The sequence below is a fragment of the Actinoplanes sp. L3-i22 genome (assembly GCF_019704555.1).
Classification (GTDB): domain Bacteria; phylum Actinomycetota; class Actinomycetes; order Mycobacteriales; family Micromonosporaceae; genus Actinoplanes.
This window is the reverse complement of sequence record NZ_AP024745.1, coordinates 4,145,093-4,164,838: the sequence shown is the minus strand read 5'-3', so window position 1 is coordinate 4,164,838 and position 19,746 is coordinate 4,145,093. Positions and strand designations below refer to the sequence as shown.

Annotated in this window: 22 protein-coding genes; 11 read left to right on the top strand and 11 right to left on the bottom strand. The window is 70.7% G+C overall.

Annotation, left to right across the window (positions count from 1 at the left end; translation table 11 throughout):
- Position 1: 1 nt before the first annotated feature.
- Entirely contained in the window at positions 2–610 is a 609-nt protein-coding gene (locus L3i22_RS18275; protein WP_221328164.1) for an IS607 family transposase, read from the bottom strand.
- Between the two features lie 136 nt (positions 611–746).
- On the opposite strand from L3i22_RS18275, the gene L3i22_RS18270 reads away from it, so the two are divergent.
- Positions 747–1,202 carry a hypothetical protein gene (locus L3i22_RS18270; RefSeq protein WP_221328163.1) on the top strand — a complete coding sequence of 152 codons (456 nt, stop codon included), beginning with the start codon at positions 747–749 and terminating at the stop codon, positions 1,200–1,202.
- A gap of 21 nt (positions 1,203–1,223) precedes the next feature.
- Here L3i22_RS18270 and L3i22_RS18265 read toward each other — a convergent pair whose 3' ends face one another.
- Entirely contained in the window at positions 1,224–2,090 is an 867-nt protein-coding gene (locus L3i22_RS18265; protein WP_221328162.1) for an SDR family oxidoreductase, read from the bottom strand.
- A gap of 36 nt (positions 2,091–2,126) precedes the next feature.
- Between L3i22_RS18265 and L3i22_RS18260 the strand changes: the two genes are divergently transcribed.
- Positions 2,127–2,669: a TetR/AcrR family transcriptional regulator gene (locus L3i22_RS18260; protein WP_221328161.1), complete on the top strand. Its 543-nt coding sequence runs from the start codon at positions 2,127–2,129 to the stop codon at positions 2,667–2,669.
- A gap of 64 nt (positions 2,670–2,733) precedes the next feature.
- A complete protein-coding gene (locus tag L3i22_RS18255) occupies positions 2,734–3,711 on the top strand; it encodes a hypothetical protein (protein ID WP_221328160.1) in 978 nt (325 codons plus the stop codon).
- A gap of 68 nt (positions 3,712–3,779) precedes the next feature.
- On the opposite strand, the gene L3i22_RS18250 is transcribed toward L3i22_RS18255, so the two are convergent.
- Positions 3,780–4,157 carry a VOC family protein gene (locus tag L3i22_RS18250; protein WP_221328159.1) on the bottom strand — a complete coding sequence of 126 codons (378 nt, stop codon included), beginning with the start codon at positions 4,155–4,157 and terminating at the stop codon, positions 3,780–3,782.
- Positions 4,158–4,777: 620 nt separating this feature from the next.
- Here L3i22_RS18250 and L3i22_RS18245 point away from each other — a divergent pair.
- The 3 genes from L3i22_RS18245 (at position 4,778) to L3i22_RS18235 (ending at position 6,683) form a co-directional block, all read left to right on the top strand.
- Positions 4,778–5,692 carry an alpha/beta hydrolase gene (locus tag L3i22_RS18245; protein WP_221328158.1) on the top strand — a complete coding sequence of 305 codons (915 nt, stop codon included), beginning with the start codon at positions 4,778–4,780 and terminating at the stop codon, positions 5,690–5,692.
- A 239-nt stretch (positions 5,693–5,931) separates the two neighbouring features.
- Positions 5,932–6,375 carry a hypothetical protein gene (locus L3i22_RS18240; RefSeq protein WP_221328157.1) on the top strand — a complete coding sequence of 148 codons (444 nt, stop codon included), beginning with the start codon at positions 5,932–5,934 and terminating at the stop codon, positions 6,373–6,375.
- Positions 6,372–6,683 (top strand): transcriptional regulator, encoded by a 312-nt coding sequence (locus L3i22_RS18235; RefSeq protein ID WP_221328156.1) that lies wholly within the window; start codon positions 6,372–6,374, stop codon positions 6,681–6,683. The genes L3i22_RS18240 and L3i22_RS18235 overlap by 4 nt, the downstream gene beginning before the upstream one ends.
- A 105-nt stretch (positions 6,684–6,788) precedes the next feature.
- Here L3i22_RS18235 and L3i22_RS18230 read toward each other — a convergent pair whose 3' ends face one another.
- Together L3i22_RS18230 and L3i22_RS18225 are read right to left on the bottom strand one after the other, a co-directional pair.
- Complete coding sequence (locus L3i22_RS18230; RefSeq protein WP_221328155.1) at positions 6,789–7,805, bottom strand: hypothetical protein; 1,017 nt, start codon at positions 7,803–7,805, stop codon at positions 6,789–6,791.
- Between the two features lie 141 nt (positions 7,806–7,946).
- Positions 7,947–8,861: a LysR family transcriptional regulator gene (locus L3i22_RS18225; protein WP_221328154.1), complete on the bottom strand. Its 915-nt coding sequence runs from the start codon at positions 8,859–8,861 to the stop codon at positions 7,947–7,949.
- 73 nt (positions 8,862–8,934) lie between these two features.
- Between L3i22_RS18225 and L3i22_RS18220 the strand changes: the two genes are divergently transcribed.
- Positions 8,935–9,945 (top strand): DMT family transporter, encoded by a 1,011-nt coding sequence (locus tag L3i22_RS18220; RefSeq protein WP_221328153.1) that lies wholly within the window; start codon positions 8,935–8,937, stop codon positions 9,943–9,945.
- A gap of 21 nt (positions 9,946–9,966) precedes the next feature.
- Here the strand turns inward: L3i22_RS18220 and L3i22_RS18215 are convergent, their stop codons facing one another.
- From L3i22_RS18215 to L3i22_RS18205, 3 genes are all read right to left on the bottom strand, one after another.
- A complete protein-coding gene (locus L3i22_RS18215; protein ID WP_221328152.1) occupies positions 9,967–12,288 on the bottom strand; it encodes a bifunctional diguanylate cyclase/phosphodiesterase in 2,322 nt (773 codons plus the stop codon).
- Positions 12,275–13,504, bottom strand: coding sequence for an FIST signal transduction protein (locus L3i22_RS18210; RefSeq protein WP_221328151.1), 1,230 nt, complete (start codon positions 13,502–13,504; stop codon positions 12,275–12,277). Before L3i22_RS18210 ends, L3i22_RS18215 begins: the two co-directional genes overlap by 14 nt.
- Positions 13,505–13,611: 107 nt before the next feature.
- A complete protein-coding gene (locus L3i22_RS18205) occupies positions 13,612–14,055 on the bottom strand; it encodes a hypothetical protein (protein WP_221328150.1) in 444 nt (147 codons plus the stop codon).
- 142 nt (positions 14,056–14,197) lie between these two features.
- Here L3i22_RS18205 and L3i22_RS18200 point away from each other — a divergent pair, with 142 nt between their 5' ends.
- Positions 14,198–14,833, top strand: coding sequence for a trimeric intracellular cation channel family protein (locus tag L3i22_RS18200; protein ID WP_221328149.1), 636 nt, complete (start codon positions 14,198–14,200; stop codon positions 14,831–14,833).
- Between the two features lie 27 nt (positions 14,834–14,860).
- Here the strand turns inward: L3i22_RS18200 and L3i22_RS18195 are convergent, their stop codons facing one another.
- A complete protein-coding gene (locus tag L3i22_RS18195; RefSeq protein WP_221328148.1) occupies positions 14,861–15,289 on the bottom strand; it encodes a nuclear transport factor 2 family protein in 429 nt (142 codons plus the stop codon).
- Between the two features lie 77 nt (positions 15,290–15,366).
- Between L3i22_RS18195 and L3i22_RS18190 the strand changes: the two genes are divergently transcribed.
- Both L3i22_RS18190 and L3i22_RS18185 read left to right on the top strand, forming a co-directional pair.
- The gene (locus L3i22_RS18190; protein ID WP_221328147.1) at positions 15,367–15,738 is read left to right on the top strand and encodes a YciI family protein; all 372 of its coding nucleotides are present in this window, start codon (positions 15,367–15,369) and stop codon (positions 15,736–15,738) included.
- Positions 15,726–16,922, top strand: a complete 1,197-nt coding sequence (locus L3i22_RS18185) for an RNA polymerase sigma factor (RefSeq protein WP_221328146.1) — start codon at positions 15,726–15,728, stop codon at positions 16,920–16,922. Before L3i22_RS18190 ends, L3i22_RS18185 begins: the two co-directional genes overlap by 13 nt.
- Before the next feature lie 351 nt (positions 16,923–17,273).
- Here L3i22_RS18185 and L3i22_RS18180 read toward each other — a convergent pair whose 3' ends face one another.
- Positions 17,274–17,861, bottom strand: coding sequence for a TetR/AcrR family transcriptional regulator (locus tag L3i22_RS18180; protein ID WP_221328145.1), 588 nt, complete (start codon positions 17,859–17,861; stop codon positions 17,274–17,276).
- Positions 17,862–17,946: 85 nt separating this feature from the next.
- Here L3i22_RS18180 and L3i22_RS18175 point away from each other — a divergent pair, with 85 nt between their 5' ends.
- Positions 17,947–18,387: a DoxX family protein gene (locus tag L3i22_RS18175; RefSeq protein ID WP_221328144.1), complete on the top strand. Its 441-nt coding sequence runs from the start codon at positions 17,947–17,949 to the stop codon at positions 18,385–18,387.
- A 63-nt stretch (positions 18,388–18,450) separates the two neighbouring features.
- Here the strand turns inward: L3i22_RS18175 and L3i22_RS18170 are convergent, their stop codons facing one another.
- The gene (locus L3i22_RS18170) at positions 18,451–19,728 is read right to left on the bottom strand and encodes an IS630 family transposase (RefSeq protein ID WP_221328143.1); all 1,278 of its coding nucleotides are present in this window, start codon (positions 19,726–19,728) and stop codon (positions 18,451–18,453) included.
- Between the last annotated feature and the right edge of the window lie 18 nt (positions 19,729–19,746).

Genomic DNA, 19,746 nt, shown 5'->3' with positions numbered 1-19,746 from the left:
TTCAGGGCCGGTCTCCGGCAGCTTCAGCGAGTAGCCGCTGGCGGGTCTCCCGCGACCGGATGCCGTACAACCGGCCCGCAAACGTCGCGACCAACGCCATGAAATCAGCCAGCAGTTCCTCCCGGCCCCCGGCTGACCCCTTCGGATGCAAAACCTCCACGGCCACACCATCACGCGACAACAACATGCGCAGCCAGCCCACCCCGAACCGGGCAAGCCTGTCCTCGTGCGTCACCCGAACCACCGTGAACTCACCCCCAGCCGCCGCGGCCAGCAGCCTACCCAGACCGGGACGGTTCTCCCGCAGCCCCGACGCCCGGTCTTTAAACACCGCAACTACCTCGCCCCTCGACGACGCCCGCAACTCGGTCTCCTGCGACACCAGCGACGTCTCCTGACCCGAAGACCCCGACACCCGCAGATACAACACCTCCCGCCGGACACCATCCTCAGGACGAACCCCGCTGAACGCATCCAGGACCTCGGTGTCGAACCGTCGTTCCCGACCCACCCACACGAACCCAATCCGGTCCTCGTTCGCCCACCGGCGCAATGTCACCGGATGCACACCCAGATACGCGGCAGCAGGACCAATACGAAGTCGAGACACACCAGCACAATAAAACACAAGATCGCTTAGCGAAACCCTCCACAGCCGATTACCCTTGCTTGGGTACGGCCGGAGCCCCGCCCCAACCGCATCCGCGCCGCCCGCTGGGCTGGCAGACCCGGTTTACGCTCGGGCTATGTTGACCGCCAGGAGAGCAAGCATGTGGCGCGGCCGCTACGAGATCGAGTCGGACGGCCGCCCGGTCACCGTCTGGGATCCGTCGTGGTGGCGCAACGGTGGCGACTTCGAGATCGACGGCCGCCGTTTCCAGGTGCGGGCGAACGGCTGGGGCACCAAGTACCGGATGTTCGATCAGACCGGCACCGAGGTCGCCCTGGTCGAGCGGGCCGGCCGGAAACACTGGACGATGCGGGCCGACGGCCGTACGTATGAATTCCGCCGTGCCTCTTTTTTCGGCAATCGTCAGGAGTTGCTGACCGACGGGGTGCCGACCGGGTCGATGCATCGCACGAGCGCCTGGTCCGGTGGTGTCGAGGCCGAGTTGCCCGGGCTGTCGCTGCCGTTGCAGGTCTTCGTGGTCGGCGTCCAGATCGCGATCTGGCAGGCTCAGCAGGCCGCCGCCAGCGCCTGACCGGCTCGGTTACCGGCTCGGTTATTCGCCGCGCATGTGGCGGTCCCAGTGGGGCTGGCGGCCGTCGAGGTCGGTGAAGCCGTACTCCTCGGCCAGGTCCCATGACGTGAGGACCTGGCCGGCCCGTTTCGCCACCGCGGGATCGCCGGCCAGCGCGGCGACCGCCCGGCCCACGTACCGCGGCGTCTCCGAGGCCAGGAAGTGCGGATCCCGCCGGCCGCCGTCGCGCCAGTTCTGCTCGGTGACGCCGAAGATGTCGAGCATCGCCTCGCTGCGCAGGAAGCCGGGGGTCACCGCGAGCGCGGTGATCCCGTGCTCGCGCAACTCCTCGGCCTGCGCCAGGGCGAGCCGGTTCACGGCGGTCTTGGCCAGGTCGTACGCAAGATTGCCCCGATATTCGCGGCCGACCCCGTCGGTGATCTCGACGAGCAGGCCACCCCGGGTCCGCAGCATCAGCGGCACCGTGTATCGGCTGGTCACCATGTGCGTGAACACCGCCCGTACCCACATGGCCCGGGCCTTGCCCAGGTCCATCTCCCAGAACGGTGTGCCCCACTCGCTCAGCGGATCCCCGCCCCACACGTCGTTGACCAGGACGTCGAGCCGCCCGTGCCCGGCCTCGACCCGTCCGACCAGCGCCTGCACCTGCTCCTCGTCCTCGTGGTCGCAGCGCACCGGGATGCCCTGCCCGCCGGCCGCGGTGACCAGCTCGGCGGTCTCCTCGATGGTCTCCGGCCGGTCCAGGTCCGAACGCGACGCCCGGGTGCTGCGCCCGCTCACGTAGACGACGGCTCCGGCCGTACCCAGTTCGACCGCGATCCCCCGGCCGGCGCCCCGGGTCGCACCGGCCACGAGCGCCACGCGCCCCTGAAGTTTTGCTGTAGTCATGGAGTTAGTGAACCACCATTTAGTAATATGCGGAACATGGTTCGCCCCCGCACCGTCACCGACGACGCCCTCCTCGACGCCGCCGCGGCCGCCGTCGCCGAATCCGGCCCGGCCGCGGTCACCCTCGCCCGGATCGGCGCCCGCGCCGGGGTGACCGCCGCCGCGCTGTCCCAACGGTTCGGCTCCAAACGCGGGCTGCTGCTGGCCCTGGCCCGGCGCAGCGCCGCCGAGCTGCCCGCCCGGATCGCCGCGGTGCCGGACACGCCCGCCCTGATCGAGTTGTTCGCCGGGCTGGCCGCGACGATCACCAGTCCCGCCGAGTTCGCCAACCACCTGCAGTTCCTGCTGCTGGATGTGTCGGATCCGGAGTTCCGGGAGGTCACCCGGGGGTACGCGCGGGCCGTCGAGCGGGCGATCGCCGGCGTGCTGCGATCGTCGGACCCGGAGCTGCCCCGGGCGGTGCACGCGGCCTACAACGGCGCCCTGATCACCTGGGGGATGATCGCCGACGGCTCCCCCGCCGACGCCGTCCGCACCCACCTGACCCGCCTGCTGGGCACCTGCTCCCGTCCAGGTTGACCATTGGCCCGGGCCACTAGACTCCCCGGGTGATCTTCAGGTTTCTGGCCGTCGGCGTCTCGGCATGACGGTGACGCTGCTGCTCAAGGTCGCGCTCGCACCGCTGCTGGTCGTCGTCTCGTCCCTGGCCGGCCGCCGCTGGGGTGGTCAGGTCGCCGGGATGCTGGTGGCGTTCCCGATCGTGGCCGGGCCGATCCTGCTGATCACCTGCCTGGAGCAGGGCGTGCGCTTCGGCGCCCGGGCAGCATCGGCGTCGCTGCTCGGGCTGGTGTCGCTGGCGGTGTTCGCCGTGGTCTTCGCCTACGCGAGCCGCCGCCGGCGCTGGCCCGCGGCGCTCGCTCTCTCGTGGCTGGCGACCGGCCTGGCCGATGTCCTGGCCGCCGGCCGGACGGTACCGGTCGGCTTGGCGCTCGCCCTGGTACTGGCCGCGATCTGGGCCGGCCGCCGACTGATCGCGGCCGTCGACAACCCGGCCGCCGCACCCGGCGCGACGTCGGAACCCGGCGCGATGGCGGAACTCGGCGCATTCCCGAAGCCCGGCGCAGTCGCGCAACCCGGCGCAGTCGCGCAACCCGGCGCGGTCGCCGAACCAAGCACAGTCGCGGAACCGGGCTCGCTCGCGGAACCGGGCGCAGTCGCGCAACGCGGCGCAGTCGCGCAACCCGGCGCGGTGGCGCCGCCGTGGTGGGACCTGCCCAGCCGGGCTGCGGCCACCGCCGTCCTGGTCCTGTTCGTCACCGGGATCGCCGCCGCCGCGGGTCCGGTGGTCACCGGCATCCTGGCACCGTTCCCGATCGCCACGACGGTGGTCGCCACGTTCGCCCTCGCTCAGCAGGGCTCACCGGCCGCGATCCGCACCATGGCCGGCGTGATGAGAGGCCTGACCGGCTTCGCCGTCTTCTGCTTCCTGATCGCGGTCCTGCTCACCCCACTCGGCATCGCCGCCGCATTCGGCACAGCGGCCGCCGGCGTACTGCTCACCCAGGCCGTCTGGATGATCGCCCGCCGCACCACCGAAACGCGCTCAGTCGCCCGCCGCTGACCCCAGCTCCGCCGCAGTCACACCGTCAGCCGCCCGCCGCTGACCCCGGCTCCGCCGCAGTCACACCGTCAGCCGTTCGGTCGTGACGCGATGGCCTGCAGCGACCACTTGTTGCCATCCGGATCCCGGAAGTGCACGAAATTTCCCCACGGCTGAGCGTCGACCTCGCTGGCCTCCACTCCAGCCGCCAGCAGATGCTTGCGCGCGTCGTGAGCATCCGGCACCACGACCTGAATCTCCTGAGTACCGGGAGTCTTGTCGGTGATGCCCACCCCCAGCGCAATCGAACACGCCGACCCCGGCGGGGTGAACTGCACAAACCGCAGCCCCTCATGCACCTGACTGTCAATGTCGGCGCTGAACCCGATCCGCTCGTAGAACGCCTTCGCCCGGTCCACGTCAGTGACCGGCACCGGAATGAGCTCGATCTTCCACGTAGCTGTCATACCCCCATGCTCACCCCCATTGCGGCCAGTTCCCGACCGCATCCAAACCTGCCGGCCCGAAAACCACCCAACAGCCCAGCCGGCTCCCCCGCGCCCCGCGCATCACCCACCACCCACCACCTCCAGCCAGACCCACCAACGACCGCACCCACCCACCGTTCCCACCCACCGCGCCCACCCAGCGTTCTCACCCACCGTTTCCGCCCGAGCCACCAAATCACCCCGCCCTTCCGGCGCCCCGCCCATCCAGCGCACCCCGCCCACCATCTCCGCCCGAGCCACCAAGTCACCCCGCCCTTCCGGCGCCACGCCCATCCAGCACCACGCGCCCATCTAGGGCCACGCCCATCCAGCGCCACGCGCCCATCCGGTGTGCCCCCCGCTCGCCATTTCCGTCCGGGCTACGACCGCCGCCTTCACCCGGGCTGTTGACCGTCGTTCCGCCCAGGTGCACCGGCCCGCCGTTGCCGCGCCCGGGGCATGCCCGGTGTCTCGCCCAGGGATCGTCCCTGGGGCGCGCGGCCGCGGCTTCAGCGAATCTGGATGAAGGAAAGAAACCGGCCGTAAGAAAGTTTCCGACCGCAGGAAAGAAACCAACCCGCACGAGAGGTGGCTTTGCCATGCACAAAATCGACGTGACGTTCGACAGTCAGGGCCTGCAGATCGCCGGAAATCTTTACCTGCCCGACGGCGGCGGGAAGTTTCCTGCGGTCGTGGTCGGGCACCCCGGCAGCGGTGTGAAGGAGCAGGCTGCCGGTCTCTACGCCGGCAAGCTCGCCGAGCACGGCTACGCGGCGCTCGCCTTCGACGCCGCGTACCAGGGCGAGTCCGAGGGCCTGCCGCGCGGCCTGGAGGACCCGGCGCACCGCATCGAGGACCTCAAAGCGGCCGTGAGCCACCTGACCACCCGCGCCGAGGTCGACGCCGACCGGATCGGCGCGCTGGGCATCTGCGCCTCCGGCGGCTACGTCCTGAACGCGACCGCTACCGATCACCGCATCAAGGCGGTCGCCACGGTCAGCGGTGTCGACATCGCCCGCCAGTTCCGCTTCGGCGCCGATGGTGACCAGGACCCGGCCGTCTTCCAGGGCATGCTGGACGCGGCTGCGGCGGCCCGCACCGCCGAGGCCCGCGGCGCCGGTCCGCAGAGCTTCCCGCTGTTCCCGCCCACTCCCGAGCAGGGCCGTGAGCTGGGCGGCGAGCACGGCTTCGAAGGCGTCGAGTACTACTGCACGCCGCGCGGCGAACATCCCCGCTCGACCAAGGCGATGCCCTGGCAGAGCATCGACCACCTGGCCCTGTTCGACGCGTGGGCCGCGGTTCCGCTGCTCGGCGACCGCCCGCTGCTGTCCATCGTCGGCCGGCGCGCCGTCACCGCGTGGATGGCCATCGAGGCGTTCCAGCGGGCGACCGGCCCGAAGCGGCTGGTCTGGATCGAGGGCGCCAGCCACGTCGACCTGTACGACAAGCCGGAGTACGTCGACCCGGCCGTCAAGGAGATCGCCGGCTTCTACGCGACGAACCTGGCCGGCTGATCCCCATGGGGCGCAGCACCGCCTGATCCCCGGCGACGCAACACCGTTTGATCCCTGGCCACGCAGCGCCACCCTGCCTCCGGCCACGCAGCGCCCACCTGGTCTCTGGCCACGCAGCGCCACCCGGTCCCTGACCACGCAGCGACACGGGGGGCGCTGCGCCGCCGGATCCCTTGGGGACGGTGCTCACGCCGTACCCTCAATTGTTTTCCGTCTTGGAATGTGATTGACTTTCCGGCATGGAAAGTAATGCGGCTGAGCAGCTCGACGCCATCGCCAACACCCGTGCCGCCGTCGCCGACCGGCTCGTGACTCCGTGGTGGTATCACCCGATCCTCGGCCTGCTGATCGCCGGCTATGTGGTCGGCATGGGCCTGGGCAACACCGCACTCCGGCTGGTCACGGTGGTGCTTTTCGTCGCCGGTGCGGCCGCGCTCGCCCGGGCGTACAAGAGCCTCACCGGCGTCTGGGTGTCCGGTTTCGACGCGGGCCGCGCCGGTCGCTGGGCGAACGCGCTGGGTGCGCTGATCGGGGTCATCGCGGTCGCCGCCTGGCTGCTCGGGTCGTACACGGAGCTGCGGTGGCCGGTGTGGCCGCTCGCCGCGGCCGGCCTGGTGGGCACGATCGTTCTCGGTCGCCGGTTCGACAGCGCATTGCGCGCTCAGCTGCGGACGGCGGGATGAGCGAGGAGTTCGACGAGACGATCCACGCGCCGAACCGGCTGCGGATCTGCGCGTTCCTCGACGCTACGAGCAGCACCGAGTTCGGCGTCCTGCGCGACCTGCTCGGGGTGGCCGACTCGGTGCTGAGCAAGCATCTGAAGGTGCTGCAGGACGCCGGCCACATCGAGGTGTCGAAGCCGACCGGGCGCGGCCGGGTGCGGACGTGGGTCAGCCTGACGCCCGGCGGCCGGGCGGCGTATCACCGGCATGTGGCGGCGCTGCGGGCGCTCTTCGACTCCCCGCGCCCCGACCCGCCCCGCCTCGACTGACCACCTCGGCCCGGCGCAGCACGGAACAAGCGGTCTCGCTGCTCTCTCCGGCCAATTTCGCGGGCGGTGCCCACGAGCGGGCTCTGACCAGCGGCGATCCGCTGCTCAGCGCTGGCCGAGAATATTGAGTACGCCCCAATAGGAGTGCCATGTCGACGACTCGTCGCCATCTTCCTGAGCCAGCCGCCGCAACTCCGCCAACGCCGGACCGTCCCCGCGCCGCGCGAGGCCGAACGCCGCTTCGATCCGCAGCTGCCGATCGTCGCCGGCCAGGTGGACGGCGAGCAGCTCGCGGATCACGGGCACGTCGACCGGGCCGTGGATCAGCGCAGCCAGCGCCACCCGTCGCACGGTCGGATCCTCGTCCCGGGTCAGGTCGAACTGCGCCGCGAGCATCTCGGCCGGCTGCCCGTCAGAATCGGTCATGAGCTCGCCGGCGACCCGGCACCGCACGTCAACGCGGGGATCGCGGGCGAACGGGATCAGCTCGGGCAGCACCCGGTCGTCGAGGAAGCCGGAGTACGCGCCGATCACCGAGGAGAGCGTCGCACCGTCGGACTCCACCCCGAGACGGTCGCGCAGCGCGCCGACATACTCCTCCCCCTCGATGTCGAAACTCATCAAATGCAACAGCCCGGCGGCGAACCGTCGCACCAGCGGCTCCGGATCGCCGAGCCGGCCGATCGCCCACTGAGCGCTCTCCTCGATCGGCACCCGGCGGCGGATCGTGAGATCCGCCTGCGACCAGTCCTGCGACTCCGGGTCACCCGACCAGAGCGCACGTTCGAGCAGCTCATCCGGAGGCACCCGGAGGCCGATGGCCCGCTCGAGGAACGTGACGATCGCCCGGTGCGCGAGCCGCACCTCGACCCGGCGGCCGTCCGGCGCGACGACTCGGACCCACCGCACGGTCGGCAGGTAATCCTCGAAAGTCAGCACCCCGGTCTCGACCGTCGCGTCCGGCGCGCCGAGCCGTTCGCGCAGTTCGGTCGCCGGGTCGCGGCCGAACCAGGCACGGGCCGTCGCCATGGCCCGCAGCAGCACGTCGGGTGGCGGCGGATCGGCGTCGATCAGGTCGCGCAGCAGGTCGAGATTCCCGTCATCGGCCGCCTTCTCGATCACGCGCCCATTATGGTCAGGTCAGCCGAACCCCACCCGGGTAGGCGTCCAGCAGCAGCCGCCGCCGTGAGCCTCTGGTCAGCACCGACCGCGCCGGCGCAGCGCGGCGCGCCCCGCCTCACCTCCACCGCGCAGCGCACGACCTCACCGCGCTTCCGCCGCACCCCGCCGCACCGCGCTGAGCAGGGCGGTCAACGCGGGCGCGGCCGGCGTCTCCCGGGTCACCACGACCAGACGCCGCTTGAGGTTGGTCTCCGCGATGTCCCGTACCGCAATGAATTGATCCTCGGCAGGCAGCGCGAGCGGCGGCATCAGCGCCACCGCCGCCCCGGCCCGGACGAGCTCCAGCTGAACATCCGCGTCGTTGGAGCGATGCCGCAGGTCCGGCTCGTAGCCGCCGAACGTGCGGCAAGTTCCCACCACCATCGCGTGATGCCCGGTACCTTCCGCCGAGGCGGTCCAGATGTCGGAGCGCAAACCGGTGATCGGAACCGGACGCCCGTCCCGCGCGAGCGGATGCGCCGCGGGCAGGATCACCTTGATCGCCTCCTCGAGGGCGATCGTGTACCGCAGCCCGTCGGGCCGGGGCCGCGGATGCCCGTCGTACTCGTCGCCGATCACCAGATCGACCGCCCCGAGCCGCAGCCCCGGCAGTGACTGTTCGAGTTCGAGTTCGAAAATTTCCACCCGCACCCGTGGATGCTCGACCATCATCCGCGCCACCGCCGGCACCAGCAGCCGTCGCGCCGCCGACTGCAACCCGCCGGCGCGCACCGTCCCGCGAACGTCTCCGCTGAGCGCGGCCAGATCCGCCTCGGCCGCTTCGGCCGCCGACAGCAGGATCCGCGCGTGCTGGGCGAGCAACCGCCCGGCGTCGTTGAGCCGCAGACCCCGCCCGGCCTTCTCGAACAGCCGGGTGCCGGCATCTTTCTCCAACAGCGCGAGTTGCTGGGAAATTGTCGACGGGCTGTAGCCGAGGGCGGCGGCGACCGCGCCGAGCGTGCCGCGCTCCTCGAACTCGCGCAGGAAGCCGAGCCGCCGTAGATCCAACGCGACCATGCGAAAATCCTAACGAATCACCTGCGGAAATCATCGCTGGACCTGTTCGATCGGGTGCCGGAGCCTGAACGGCATGGGCCCGATTCTGTGTCTGCTCTCCGCCGCCTGTTTCGGCGCCATGGCGATCTTCGGCAAATTCGCCTACGACGCCGGCGTCACGCCCGCCGCACTGTTGCTGGTGCGATTCACCCTGGCCGCGTTGCTGCTGGCAGCGGTCCTGCTGGTCCGCCCGAACCTGCGCCGCAGCGGTGCCCCGGTCAGCGACGTGCGGCCCGGCCGATTCCGGGTGCCGGCCACCGCCCTCGCACTGGGCGCGATCGGCTACGCCACCCAGGCGAGCCTGTATTTCTCGGCGCTGCGGAGGATGGACGCCTCACTGCTGTCCCTGATCCTCTACACCTATCCGGTAACGGTCACCGTCGCCGCCGTGCTGCTCGGCCGCGACCGGCTGACGCCGGCAAGAATCGCCGCGCTGCTGGCCGCATCCGCCGGAACCTTGCTGGTCCTGCTCGGCGCCGGCGGCGGAAATATCCACCCGATCGGCGCGCTGCTCGGATTCGGCGCCGCGCTCACCTACACCGTCTACATCCTGGTCGCCGACACCGTCGTGCACCGGATGGCCCCGCTGGTGCTGTCCACCCTGGTGATGACCGGCGCCGCCGCGACCCTGGCGCTGCGGGCGGCCCTCACCGGCGGCGTCGACCTGCGTTTCCCACCCGCGGCCTGGCTGTGGCTGGCCTGCATAGCAGTAATTTCCACCGTCGCCGCGATGTTGGCATTTTTCGCCGGCCTGAAACGGACCGGCCCGTCGACCGCCGCCATCCTGTCCACGTTCGAGCCGCTGGTCACCACCGCGCTGGCAGCCCTGACCCTGCACGAGTCCCTGACGCCGACCCAGTTGCTGGGCGGCGCCCTGGTGCTGACCTGCGTCGCCGTTCTCCAGATCAAACCCACAAGACAATTGCGACGGTACGCCGCCGGCACGCCCGTGACCGCGAAGCCCGCCGATGCTCTCGATCCGGTCCGGGTGACGCCGCAGCCCGCCGACGGCCGCACGGCAGGCTCGGGCATCGCGCCGACGTGACCCGGGCCGGCGAAACGTCGATCAGGTCGGGTGCTCGGCGTGCGAGATGCCCGCGGCGGCCGGCACGGTCTCCGGGAGCCGGCCGTGCCGGGCGGCGGCCAGGTGCTGCCAGGCCGCATCGGGATCCAGCGGCCGGCTCAGGTGAAAGCCCTGCCCGAAACGGCAGCCGAGCCGGCGTAGCGTGGCCAGCTGCCCGGCGTCCTCGATCCCTTCGGCGACGATCTGCAGCTTCAGGGCCTCGGCGAGATCGATGACCGCCCGCACCACGGCCAGATCCTCGGCGCTGCTGTTCATGGAGCCGATGAACGACCGGTCGATCTTGAGTTCGTCGACCGGGAAGTTACGCAGGTAGGCCAGCGATGAGTAGCCCGTTCCGAAATCGTCCACCGCGACCCTGATCCCGAGCTCCTTGAGCCGGCGCATCTGGTGCCCGGAGGTCTCCGGGTCTCTGATCATGGCGGTCTCGGTCAGCTCCAGGGTCAGGGCGGTGGCCGGGACCTCCTCGATGAGCAGCGTCTCGGCCACGTGGGAGACGAAGTCCCGGTCGAGCAGTTGTCGTGGCGCGATGTTGAGGTTGAGCCGGAGTTCGGGGAAGTCTCGTCGCCACCGGGCCAGCTGGCGGATGCCCTCGCGCAGGGCCCAGAGCCCCATGTCGACGATGAGGTCACTCTCCTGGGCGATGGCGATGAACTCGACCGGCGGCACGGCTCCGCGTTTCGGGCAGGTCCACCGCATGAGCGCCTCGACGCCGACCGGCTGCAGGGTGCGGAGGTCGATCAGCGGCTGGTAGTGCAGGCGCAGATCGCCGTGGTGCAGCGCGCGCCGCAGGTCGGCGACCAGGTCGAGTCGCGCGACGGTCTCCGCGAGCATCTGTGGTTCGAAGACCACCACCTGCGAGGTGCCGCGTTTCTTGGCGATGTACATGGCCACATCGGCGTTGCTGAGCAGGTCCTCGGCCGAGCCGCCGGCGGACGCGTGATCGGCCACACCCACGCTGGCCCCGATCAGGGCGTCGTGGGAACCGATGCGGAACGGCTGGCGCAGCGCGTCGATGAGACTCTCGGCCACCGTGACGGCGCCGGTCATGGTGATGTCGCGTAGCAGCACGGCGAACTCGTCGCCGCCGATGCGTGCGGCCAGGTCCACCGGCCTGAGCCGCTGGCTGATGCGGCGCGACACGGCGGCCAGCAGGGCGTCGCCGGCGCGATGACCGAGACTGTCGTTCACCGCTTTGAACCGGTCCAGGTCGATGAACAGCACCATGTCGTCGCGGCGCTCGGCCAGGGCCTCGCGGAGCCGCTCCAGGAACACCGTCCGGTTCGGCAGGCCGGTCACCGGATCGTGGTGCGCCTGCGTGACCGCCTCGACGGTCCGGGCGTCGGTGAGCGCCAGACTGGCCTGCTGGGCGAACGCCACCAACAGGTCCTGCTGCTCGGCCAGCCCAGCGGCGCCGGTGTCCTCGTCGAGCACGGCGACCAGGCTTCCGGTGATCTCGCCGCCGACCGACACGGGCGCGGCGGTCAGCCGGATTCGTCCGGCCCGGGTCTGCACGACCGCATCGGCGGACACGTGCGACCGGCTGGCTATCGACTTGCCGGCGACCTTCAGAACAGCTTCGGGATCGGCCGCCGCGGCCGAGTCGTCGCCGGAGACCACGCTCAGCGACCCGCCGTCCGAGGAGTCGGCGAGGACCAGCAGGACGGGACGGTGATTGAGCAGTTCGGCCGCGCCGGCGGTGACCGCGTCGAGAACCTCGGCGAGCGGGTGCCGGGCGGACACCGCCTGCTGGATGGTCAGCAGTTGCTCGAGCAGGCGCTGCTGGTTGCGTACCTCCTCCAGCAGCCGCAGCCGCTCCGCGGCCTCGCGTTCCTTCTCCCGCAGCAGAACCTGTTCCTGCTCGCGCAGCCCCCGTTCGGCGGTCAGCGCGCGCAGATTCCGCAACACCAGGCTCAGCAGCTGGGCCATGGCCTGCACGGTCTGGCGTTCCGGTCCGGCCAGGGCCAGGTCGAGCCGGCCGACGACCAGGAAATCCCGGGTGCCCCGGCCGAGCCGGGCCGCGAACGTGTGCACCGTTCCCAGCTCCGGCAGCTGCAGCGACCGAGCCGAACCGACCGTGCGCAGCGCCTCGCTTCCGGCCGCGGCCTCGGCCAGGCCCCAATGGGCACGCACCCGGCCGTCGATGACCACCGCGGCGATCTCCGCCTCCAGGGCCTCGCACGCGCGTTCGACGGCCAGTTGCAGCACGTCGTCCTCGTGCGCGCTGCCGGTCAGAACGGCGCAGAACTCGGTGAGCTGCAGCGTCGACCACTGGTGCGGTGCCGGGCTCGGCTCAGGCGAGAGCAAGACAGACCATCGTCAGGTGATGCATGCCGGTGGCGCCACGGTATCGGGCGATCTCGCCGTAAGAATAGAAGCCACCGAAGGGTACGCCCGGGAAGATGCGCTCGATCTCGGCGAACTCGCGGCGCACCCCGGCCGGGCCGAGTTCGCGCCGGCGCACCGCGCAGTCGAAGGTCAGCAAGCCGATCGGCGTGGCGCCGCCGAGGGTGCGTACCGCCTGCTGGCACGACTCGGCGCCGCCGGCCACCAGGGAGTCGGGGTCGCCTTCCATCAGCCAGGCCAGTCCGCCCTGCGGGATGTCGGCCGAACACCACACCGAACGGTCCGCGAGGTCCACCCCCTGGATGACACGGATCTCCTCGCCGGAGCGGGTCGCCACGCCCAGCGGATACTCCAGCGCCGCCAGCCGGAACGAGTCCGAGCCGGTGAGCGCCGACTCGTCCAGGCCCACCCGCGCGAGGAAGACGTCGAGGGCCGGCTCGTTGTCGAACTCGTACACCTTCAGGCCGCTGCTGTCGGTGACGACCATCGGATCGCCCGCCCGGCGCCAGCCGTGGGCGATGCCCAGACCGACCGGCTGCGGCGACCCGATGGCGATGCCGACGACAGCGTTGTGGAGCACCTGCACGCCGTTGCTGTCACCGGCGAACTGGCAGGTCCGGTCGAACTTCCAGTCGTCGCTGGCCAGGCCGCCGACCAGCGGCACGGCAGCGCCGGCGGTGCTGTAGGCGCCGCGCACGATCTCCACGTTGTCGTCGAGGGCGGGGTCGATCAACAGCACGAGAACCTTGTTGGGCTGGCTCAGCCGGGCCAGTCCCGCGGCGGCCAGCTTGCCGGCGGCCCGTTCCGTGCCCTCGACCTCGCGTGCCACGTCGATCTCGTAGCCGAAGCCGCCACCGAACGCCACGACGGACACCGAGAACGTCGCCGGATCTGCCGAGGCCGCCATCGGCTCGATGGTCGAACACCCGGCGATCTTGACGTTCGGCCCGCACTGCGACCTGACCCCGTCGAGCAGCGACGGCATGTCGACACAGTCCCGGGCGAAGACCAGCAGAAGTCCCGGCTCCGGCCGGCCGGCGATGGCCGCGACGGTCGCCTCGGCTCCGGCCGTGAATCCGTCCTCGGCGCCGCTGCGGCCGGCGCCGAACCATCGGCCGTCCGCGGAGATGGTCGCCAGCGGGTCGGCCGGGCGCGTGGGAAGCGTGACGTGCGACATGTATGTCTCATCGGCCGCCGCCACGGCCTTCTGACGATTCCGCCGCCGGTGACCGGCGTTGACCGGGCATGCTCACCACTGAGCGAGCAGGGTCATCAACCCGTCGGTCAGCGCTGCTCCAGCACCGCCGAAATCGCCGGATCCTCGCGCATCTTCTGACCGGCCGTCTCGTCGGCCAGCCCGAGCGCCACACTCAGCGCGTTGTGCAGCGCTTGGGTCCGCTGCAACTGCGTCTGCAACTCCTCGGTCCGCGACTCCAGCTGCGTACGAGTCGTCTCGGCCGCCTTCGCCGCGTTGTCCGCGGCGTCCCGGGCGGCGCCGTTGGCCGAGGCCGCGGCCTGGCGGGTGAAGAAGTAGGTGACGAACGCGCCCGTGATCACCCCGAGAACCGGTGACAGCGAGCCGATGATGTCCTTCAGATCCGCGGCCGTCCACCGGGCCGTGGCCGTGACCAGCACACTTCCGAGCAGCACCAGGATCCCCACGGCCACCACGACGGCCGGCCATTCGCTACCCACCTCCGCCGACGTTCCCGAATTCCGCGTGAACACCGGATCCTCCCTCCCCCTGCCGCCCGGCCTCCCCAGGCCATCGATACCGGCCAGAACAGGGTGGTCCCGATCCGGCCGCCCTCGCATCGGGGAAAGCTCTAGTCCCGCAAGAACCTCGGCAGCGCCCTGACAAGCTTCCGGAATGTCCGCAAGCACCGTGGTCAGCGTCCTCGAGCTGATCGGCCTCTACGTTTTCGCCACGTCCGGCGCCCTGATGGCGATCCAGAAGAAGTTCGACGTCGTCGGCATCGTCATCCTCGCCCTGCTGACCGCACTGGGCGGCGGCATCGTCCGCGACGTGATCATCGGCAGCACCCCGCCGGCCGCCTTCAGCAACGTCATCTACCTGATCATCCCGCTCGCCGCCGCGGCGGTAACTTTCTTCGCCCACCCACTGGTGCACCGGCTGACGTTCCCGGTGCTGGTTTTCGACGCCGCCGGACTGGGCCTGTTCTGCGTGACCGGCACCCTCAAGGCGCTCGACCACGGCCTCGGCCCGGTCCAGGCGGTGCTGCTGGGCGTGGTCACCGCGGTCGGCGGCGGCGTGCTGCGCGACATCACCGCCCGCGAGACCCCGGCGCTGGTCCGCGTCGAAACCGACCTCTACGCCATCCCCGCCGCCGCCGGCGCGGCCGTCGTCGCCCTGGCCCACCGCGTCGACCTACTGCCGATGCCGGTGGTCGCGACCGCTGCCGCGGTCGCCGTCTTCCTGTTCCGCATCCTCGCCATGGTCCGGCACTGGACCGCCCCCACCGCCATCGCCTGGCGAAGGCCCTGATCGGGCGCCGCCGGGCGCCCGATCACCTCAGTCGGTAGGGGTCAGCCCGGTCGAGGCCCGGAACGAGCCGTCCATCTCGAACGGCACCGACTCGTGCTCATGCGTCACCAGCCAGCGTCCGTCAATGCGGCGCAGCCCCAGCGTCACCCGGAACCACAGGCAGAAACTTTCCGTCGAGCCGCGCGGAACCGCGGTCATGCGGTCGAGGCTGGTCGTGAACGCCACGTCCCCGTCCGTGGTGATCTCCAGCCGGGTCACCTCGCGCCGCGGTGGCGCCGCGAAGGTGTCCAGCCAGGCCTGGAGCGCGGCCGGGTCCCGGACGTCCCCGGGCTGGCGCAGCGGCGGGGCGAGGCTGTACTCGACGAAACCGGGCGCGTAGTGCGACAGGATGGCCCTGGCGTCACCGGTCTCCAGCAGTGCTGCTTTGCGTTCGACAACTTCCTGGATCTCGTTCATGCCCGGGATGTCGAAGCCGGGGCGGCCGGTTTCGACATCCCGGCGAGAAAGTTTCCGCCAGCCACGAAGGAGAAGCCGTGAAGTACCTGATCCTGATCCAGTCCAACCCCCAGTCCCTCGCCGTCTGGGAGACGCTGGACGAGCAGCAGCGGAAGGACTTCGGCGTCGGCCATTTCCGGCTGACCGAGCAGATGCGCGAGGCCGGCGTGCTGGTGGTCAGCGAGGGGCTGGGCGATCCGGCCGTGGCCACCCAGGTCTCCGTCCGCGACGGCGAGACGATCACCTCCGACGGCCCGTATGCCGAGGTCAAGGAGCACCTGGCCGGCTTCTACCTGATCGACGTCGAGGACCTCGGCGAAGCGGTCGCCTGGGCCGCGAAGGCGCCGGACGCCGCGTACACCCGGGTCGAGGTCCGCCCGGTGCTGGACATGAGCGCGTGGGAGATCTGACCGGGCTGCCGGACCTGCTGCGCGACTGCGCGCCGCAGGTCCTGGCGGCCGTGGTGCGCCGCTACGGCGACTTCGAGGCATCCGAGGACGCGGTCCAGGAGGCGCTGATCGCGGCCGCCCAGCAGTGGCCGGAAACCGGCATCCCCGACCAGCCGCGCAACTGGCTGATCACCGTGGCGAGCCGCCGGCGGGTGGAGCTGCTGCGCAACGAGACGGCCCGCCGGCGCCGCGAGGAGACCGTCCAGCACCAGCCGGAACCACAGGTCCGCGGCGACGACGAGCTGGCGTTGCTGCTGCTCTGCTGCCATCCCGCGCTCAGCGTGCCGGCGCAGATCACGCTCACCCTGCGGGCGGTCGGCGGCCTGACCACCGCGGAGATCGCCCGGGCGCTGCTGTTGCCGGAGGCGACCGTGGGCCAGCGGATCAGCCGGGCCAAGCAGCGCATCCGCGACACCGGCACCCGATTCGACATGCCCGCGCCGGGCGAGCGGCTCACCGCGGTCCGCCACGTGCTGTACCTGATTTTCAACGAGGGCTACACGGCCAGCTCCGGCGACACCGTCAACCGGGTGGAGCTGACCCGGGAGGCGATCCGCCTGACCCGGCAGCTGCGCCGGCGCCTGCCCGGCGACGGCGAGGTCGCCGGCCTGCTCGCGCTGATGCTGCTCACCGACGCGCGCCGGCCCGCACGCACCGGCCCGGACGGCACCTTGATCCCGCTCGCCGAACAGGACCGCAAACGCTGGGACGCGGCCGCGATCGCCGAAGGCGTCGCGATCATCACCGACAGCCTGGCCACCGCCCCGATCGGCCCGTTTCAGCTGCAGGCCGCGATCGCCGCGGTGCACGACGAGGCTGCGCGGCCCGAGGAGACCGATTGGCGACAAATTCTTTCGCTGTACGGGTTGTTGCACACGCTCGCCCCGAGCCCGATGGTCACCCTGAACCGAATCGTGGCACAGGCCATGGTCGACGGCCCGGTGGCCGGGCTGGCTGCCCTGGACCGGGTCGTCGGGGATCCGGTGCTGGCCCGGCACCACCGGACCGCGGCGGTCCGCGCCCACCTGCTGGAGCTGACCGGCGACCGGGCCGGCGCGCAGGAGCAGTACCGGCTGGCGGCGCGGCTGACGCTCAGCCGCCCCGAGCAGCGCTATTTGGAGTCGCGGGCCGCGCAGCTGCGATAGGCGCGCTCCCCAGCGGTTTCCGACGACGCCACGGTGACCAGCCCGGCAGCCCGGCAACCCAGCAGCCCCGCAGCCCGGCAGCCCGGCAGCCCGGCAGCCCTGTAACCCAGCAGCCCTGTAACCCAGCAGCCCGGCAGCCCGGCGGCGGCATCTGAGCCCACGTCGACAGCCCGGCGAGACCGGCGAGCGAACACCACTACGACCAGAACCAACAAACCAGCCCACCGCCCAGCCGGTGAAGCGGTCAGCAAACACCGCCACAACCAGAACCACCGACCAGCCGGCGAAGCGGTCGGCAAATACTGCCGCGACCAGGGCCGACGGCGAGTCCGCTGCTCAGCTCGGGGGCGGTCAGCGGAGGTGGCCGAAGGTCAGCTCGATGAGGTCGCGGGTGTAGGCCTCCGGGTCGATCTCCGCGGCGTCCGCGAGCGCGCCGCTGAGCCACAGCTCGGCGAACCCGTGCGCCATCGACCAGGCCGCGATCGTGGTCAGCCGGGCCCGGGCCGGATCCGGGGACAATTCACGCCCGCCCGCCGCGAGAATGGCGGCGGCCCGGCCGCGAGCCGGCGCGACCGCGGGGTCATCGGGCCGATACAGCTCGGGCCGGAACATCACCTGGAAGTGCGCCCGGTGCGTGACGGCAAACCGCACATAGGCCACCCCCACCTGAAGGAAATCTCCACCGGCATTTTCCGACTCCGCTGCGCCGCCGACATCTTCCAACGCCGCCGCGAACAGCTCGAACCCCTCGGCGGCGACCGCGGTCAACAGCCCGGTCTTGTCGCCGAAGTGGTGCGCGGGCGCGGTGTGCGACACCCCCGCGCGTCGGGCCAGCTCGCGCAGGCTCCAGCCGGTCGGCCCGGACTCGCCGATCGCCTGCAGCGCGGCGTCGAGCATGACCCGGCGCAGGTTTCCGTGGTGATACCCGTGCTGCTCCATCCACCCACCCTATCTTTCCACTGGCAATATCGCGCCGGAGGAGCTATCTTTCCGTTGGAAAGTTTCCACTGGAAAGGTGACGCTCATGGTTCCGTTCATCGCCCTGATCGCCGGCTCCGCCGTCCTGCGCCTGCTGGGTCTGGCCGGCGTGGACGCCCTCGACGCCTGGCAGCCCGCGCTGCGCGGCGGCTTGGCCCTGATGCTGCTGTTCACCGCCATGCCGCACTTCCGCCCGGGCTGGCGCCAGGACCTGATCGCGATGGTCCCGCCGCGCTTCCCCCGCCCGGATCTGCTGGTCACCGCCACCGGGATCCTGGAGTTGGCCGCCGCCGCCGGCCTGCTGATCCCACCGCTGGCGCCGGCCGCGGCGATCTGCCTCGCGCTGCTGATGCTCGCCATGTTCCCGGCGAACATCTCCGCCGCCCGCCGCCACCTCACCCTCGGCGGCCGCCCGGTAACCCCGCTCCCCCTACGAACCGCCATGCAGGTGGTTTTCGTCGGCGCCGCCGTAGCGGCCGCCCTCTGAGCCCCACCGCCCGGCTGTGTCCCACCGCCCGCTAAGTGCTTGAGTTCGTAAGTCCTTCGGGGGTTATGCGGCCAGGGCCAGTGCGGCAGGCTGGTGATCGCAGCCGGCGGGTTGCTGGAGGTTCTGCTCTTTCTGTTTGTGTCGCTCGATCCGGGCCATCAGGCTCTCGAGGTCGACCGGGGTGAACTTCCATCTGAAGGGCCGGGCAGTCGCGTTGTAGCGCTGCTCGAAGGCGGTGAGCCGGTTTTCGACCTGTTCAAGGCTGGTGAAGTCGTTGGGGGTCAGGACTTTGCGCTGGATGATCGAGAAGTAGATCTCGACCTGATTCAGCCATGACGCGTGGATCGGGGTATGAATCATGACCGCGTTCGGGAACCGTTTCGTGAGGCGGTCGGACGCGGCCTGACCACGATGCGATGAGCCGTTGTCGACGACCCAGAACACCCGTTTCGCCGAGGCGTAAGGCTCGCGGGTCATGACCTGCTCGGCCAAGGTCATGAACGGCAGGATGCCGGTTTTCGCGTTGCGGTGGGAGAACACCTGGGCCTGGTGGACGTCGTAGGCGGCCAGGTAAGCCAGCGCGCCTTTGCGCTGGTACTCGTGGTTGACCCGCATGATGCGGGCGACGCCGGGTGCCAGGGTGGGGTGGCAACGGCAGCGGGCTTGGATGCTGGTCTTCTCGTCGCTGGAGATCACGTACTCGTCGGAACCGAGCGCGACGCCGTCGTATTCGCGGGCGTAGAGGCCGAGCACCCGGTTCGCTTTGACGGCGAACTGCGGGTCGCGGATGAAAATCCAGGACTGATGCTGCCAGGGTTTGATCGTGTCCCGGGCGAGGATCCGCCGGATGGTCGACGCGGAGATCGCTGTGACGATGTTGCGGTCGACGGCTTCGCCGGCCAGTTCCGGGCAGCTCCATTTCGACAGGGGTATGCCGGTTTCGGCCGGAAGCTGGCAGGCCAGGGCCGTGACCTCGGCGACCTGGACCGGAGTGAGCCGCGGCGGCCGTCCCGGGCGGGACCGGTCCGCGAGGCCGGCGAAGCCTTCGTCGGCGAACCGGCCGCGCCAGCGCCGTACCGTGTCGACCGAGAGATCGTGCCGGCGAGCGATCGCGTCATTGGAGTGTCCGCGGGCCGCATCGCGAACGATCCGGGCTCGGATGACCTGCTGATATGCGGCGGTGTGCGAGTAGGCCAGAGCGGTGAGCGTGCGTCGTTCCGCGGCAGTCAGGGTGATCGGGCGTGCGTGAGGGACGGGCACCGGCCAGCTTCCATCGAAGATGATCTCGCTTGAGGGCCGGTCGAGAATGCCGGACGGGCGTGCCGCGGCCCGGCAGGACACGCCGCAGAGGCAGGATGT

Coding starts and splice junctions, on each gene's coding strand:
- L3i22_RS18200 (WP_221328149.1), top strand. CDS start 14,198: ATGTCCGCAAGCACCGTGGTCAGCGTCCTCGAGCTGATCGGCCTCTAC.
- L3i22_RS18270 (WP_221328163.1), top strand. CDS start 747: ATGTTGACCGCCAGGAGAGCAAGCATGTGGCGCGGCCGCTACGAGATC.
- L3i22_RS18195 (WP_221328148.1), bottom strand. CDS start 15,289: ATGAACGAGATCCAGGAAGTTGTCGAACGCAAAGCAGCACTGCTGGAG.
- L3i22_RS18220 (WP_221328153.1), top strand. CDS start 8,935: ATGGGCCCGATTCTGTGTCTGCTCTCCGCCGCCTGTTTCGGCGCCATG.
- L3i22_RS18235 (WP_221328156.1), top strand. CDS start 6,372: ATGAGCGAGGAGTTCGACGAGACGATCCACGCGCCGAACCGGCTGCGG.
- L3i22_RS18175 (WP_221328144.1), top strand. CDS start 17,947: ATGGTTCCGTTCATCGCCCTGATCGCCGGCTCCGCCGTCCTGCGCCTG.
- L3i22_RS18180 (WP_221328145.1), bottom strand. CDS start 17,861: ATGGAGCAGCACGGGTATCACCACGGAAACCTGCGCCGGGTCATGCTC.
- L3i22_RS18255 (WP_221328160.1), top strand. CDS start 2,734: ATGACGGTGACGCTGCTGCTCAAGGTCGCGCTCGCACCGCTGCTGGTC.
- L3i22_RS18265 (WP_221328162.1), bottom strand. CDS start 2,090: ATGACTACAGCAAAACTTCAGGGGCGCGTGGCGCTCGTGGCCGGTGCG.
- L3i22_RS18245 (WP_221328158.1), top strand. CDS start 4,778: ATGCACAAAATCGACGTGACGTTCGACAGTCAGGGCCTGCAGATCGCC.
- L3i22_RS18210 (WP_221328151.1), bottom strand. CDS start 13,504: ATGTCGCACGTCACGCTTCCCACGCGCCCGGCCGACCCGCTGGCGACC.
- L3i22_RS18225 (WP_221328154.1), bottom strand. CDS start 8,861: ATGGTCGCGTTGGATCTACGGCGGCTCGGCTTCCTGCGCGAGTTCGAG.
- L3i22_RS18250 (WP_221328159.1), bottom strand. CDS start 4,157: ATGACAGCTACGTGGAAGATCGAGCTCATTCCGGTGCCGGTCACTGAC.
- L3i22_RS18260 (WP_221328161.1), top strand. CDS start 2,127: ATGGTTCGCCCCCGCACCGTCACCGACGACGCCCTCCTCGACGCCGCC.
- L3i22_RS18240 (WP_221328157.1), top strand. CDS start 5,932: ATGGAAAGTAATGCGGCTGAGCAGCTCGACGCCATCGCCAACACCCGT.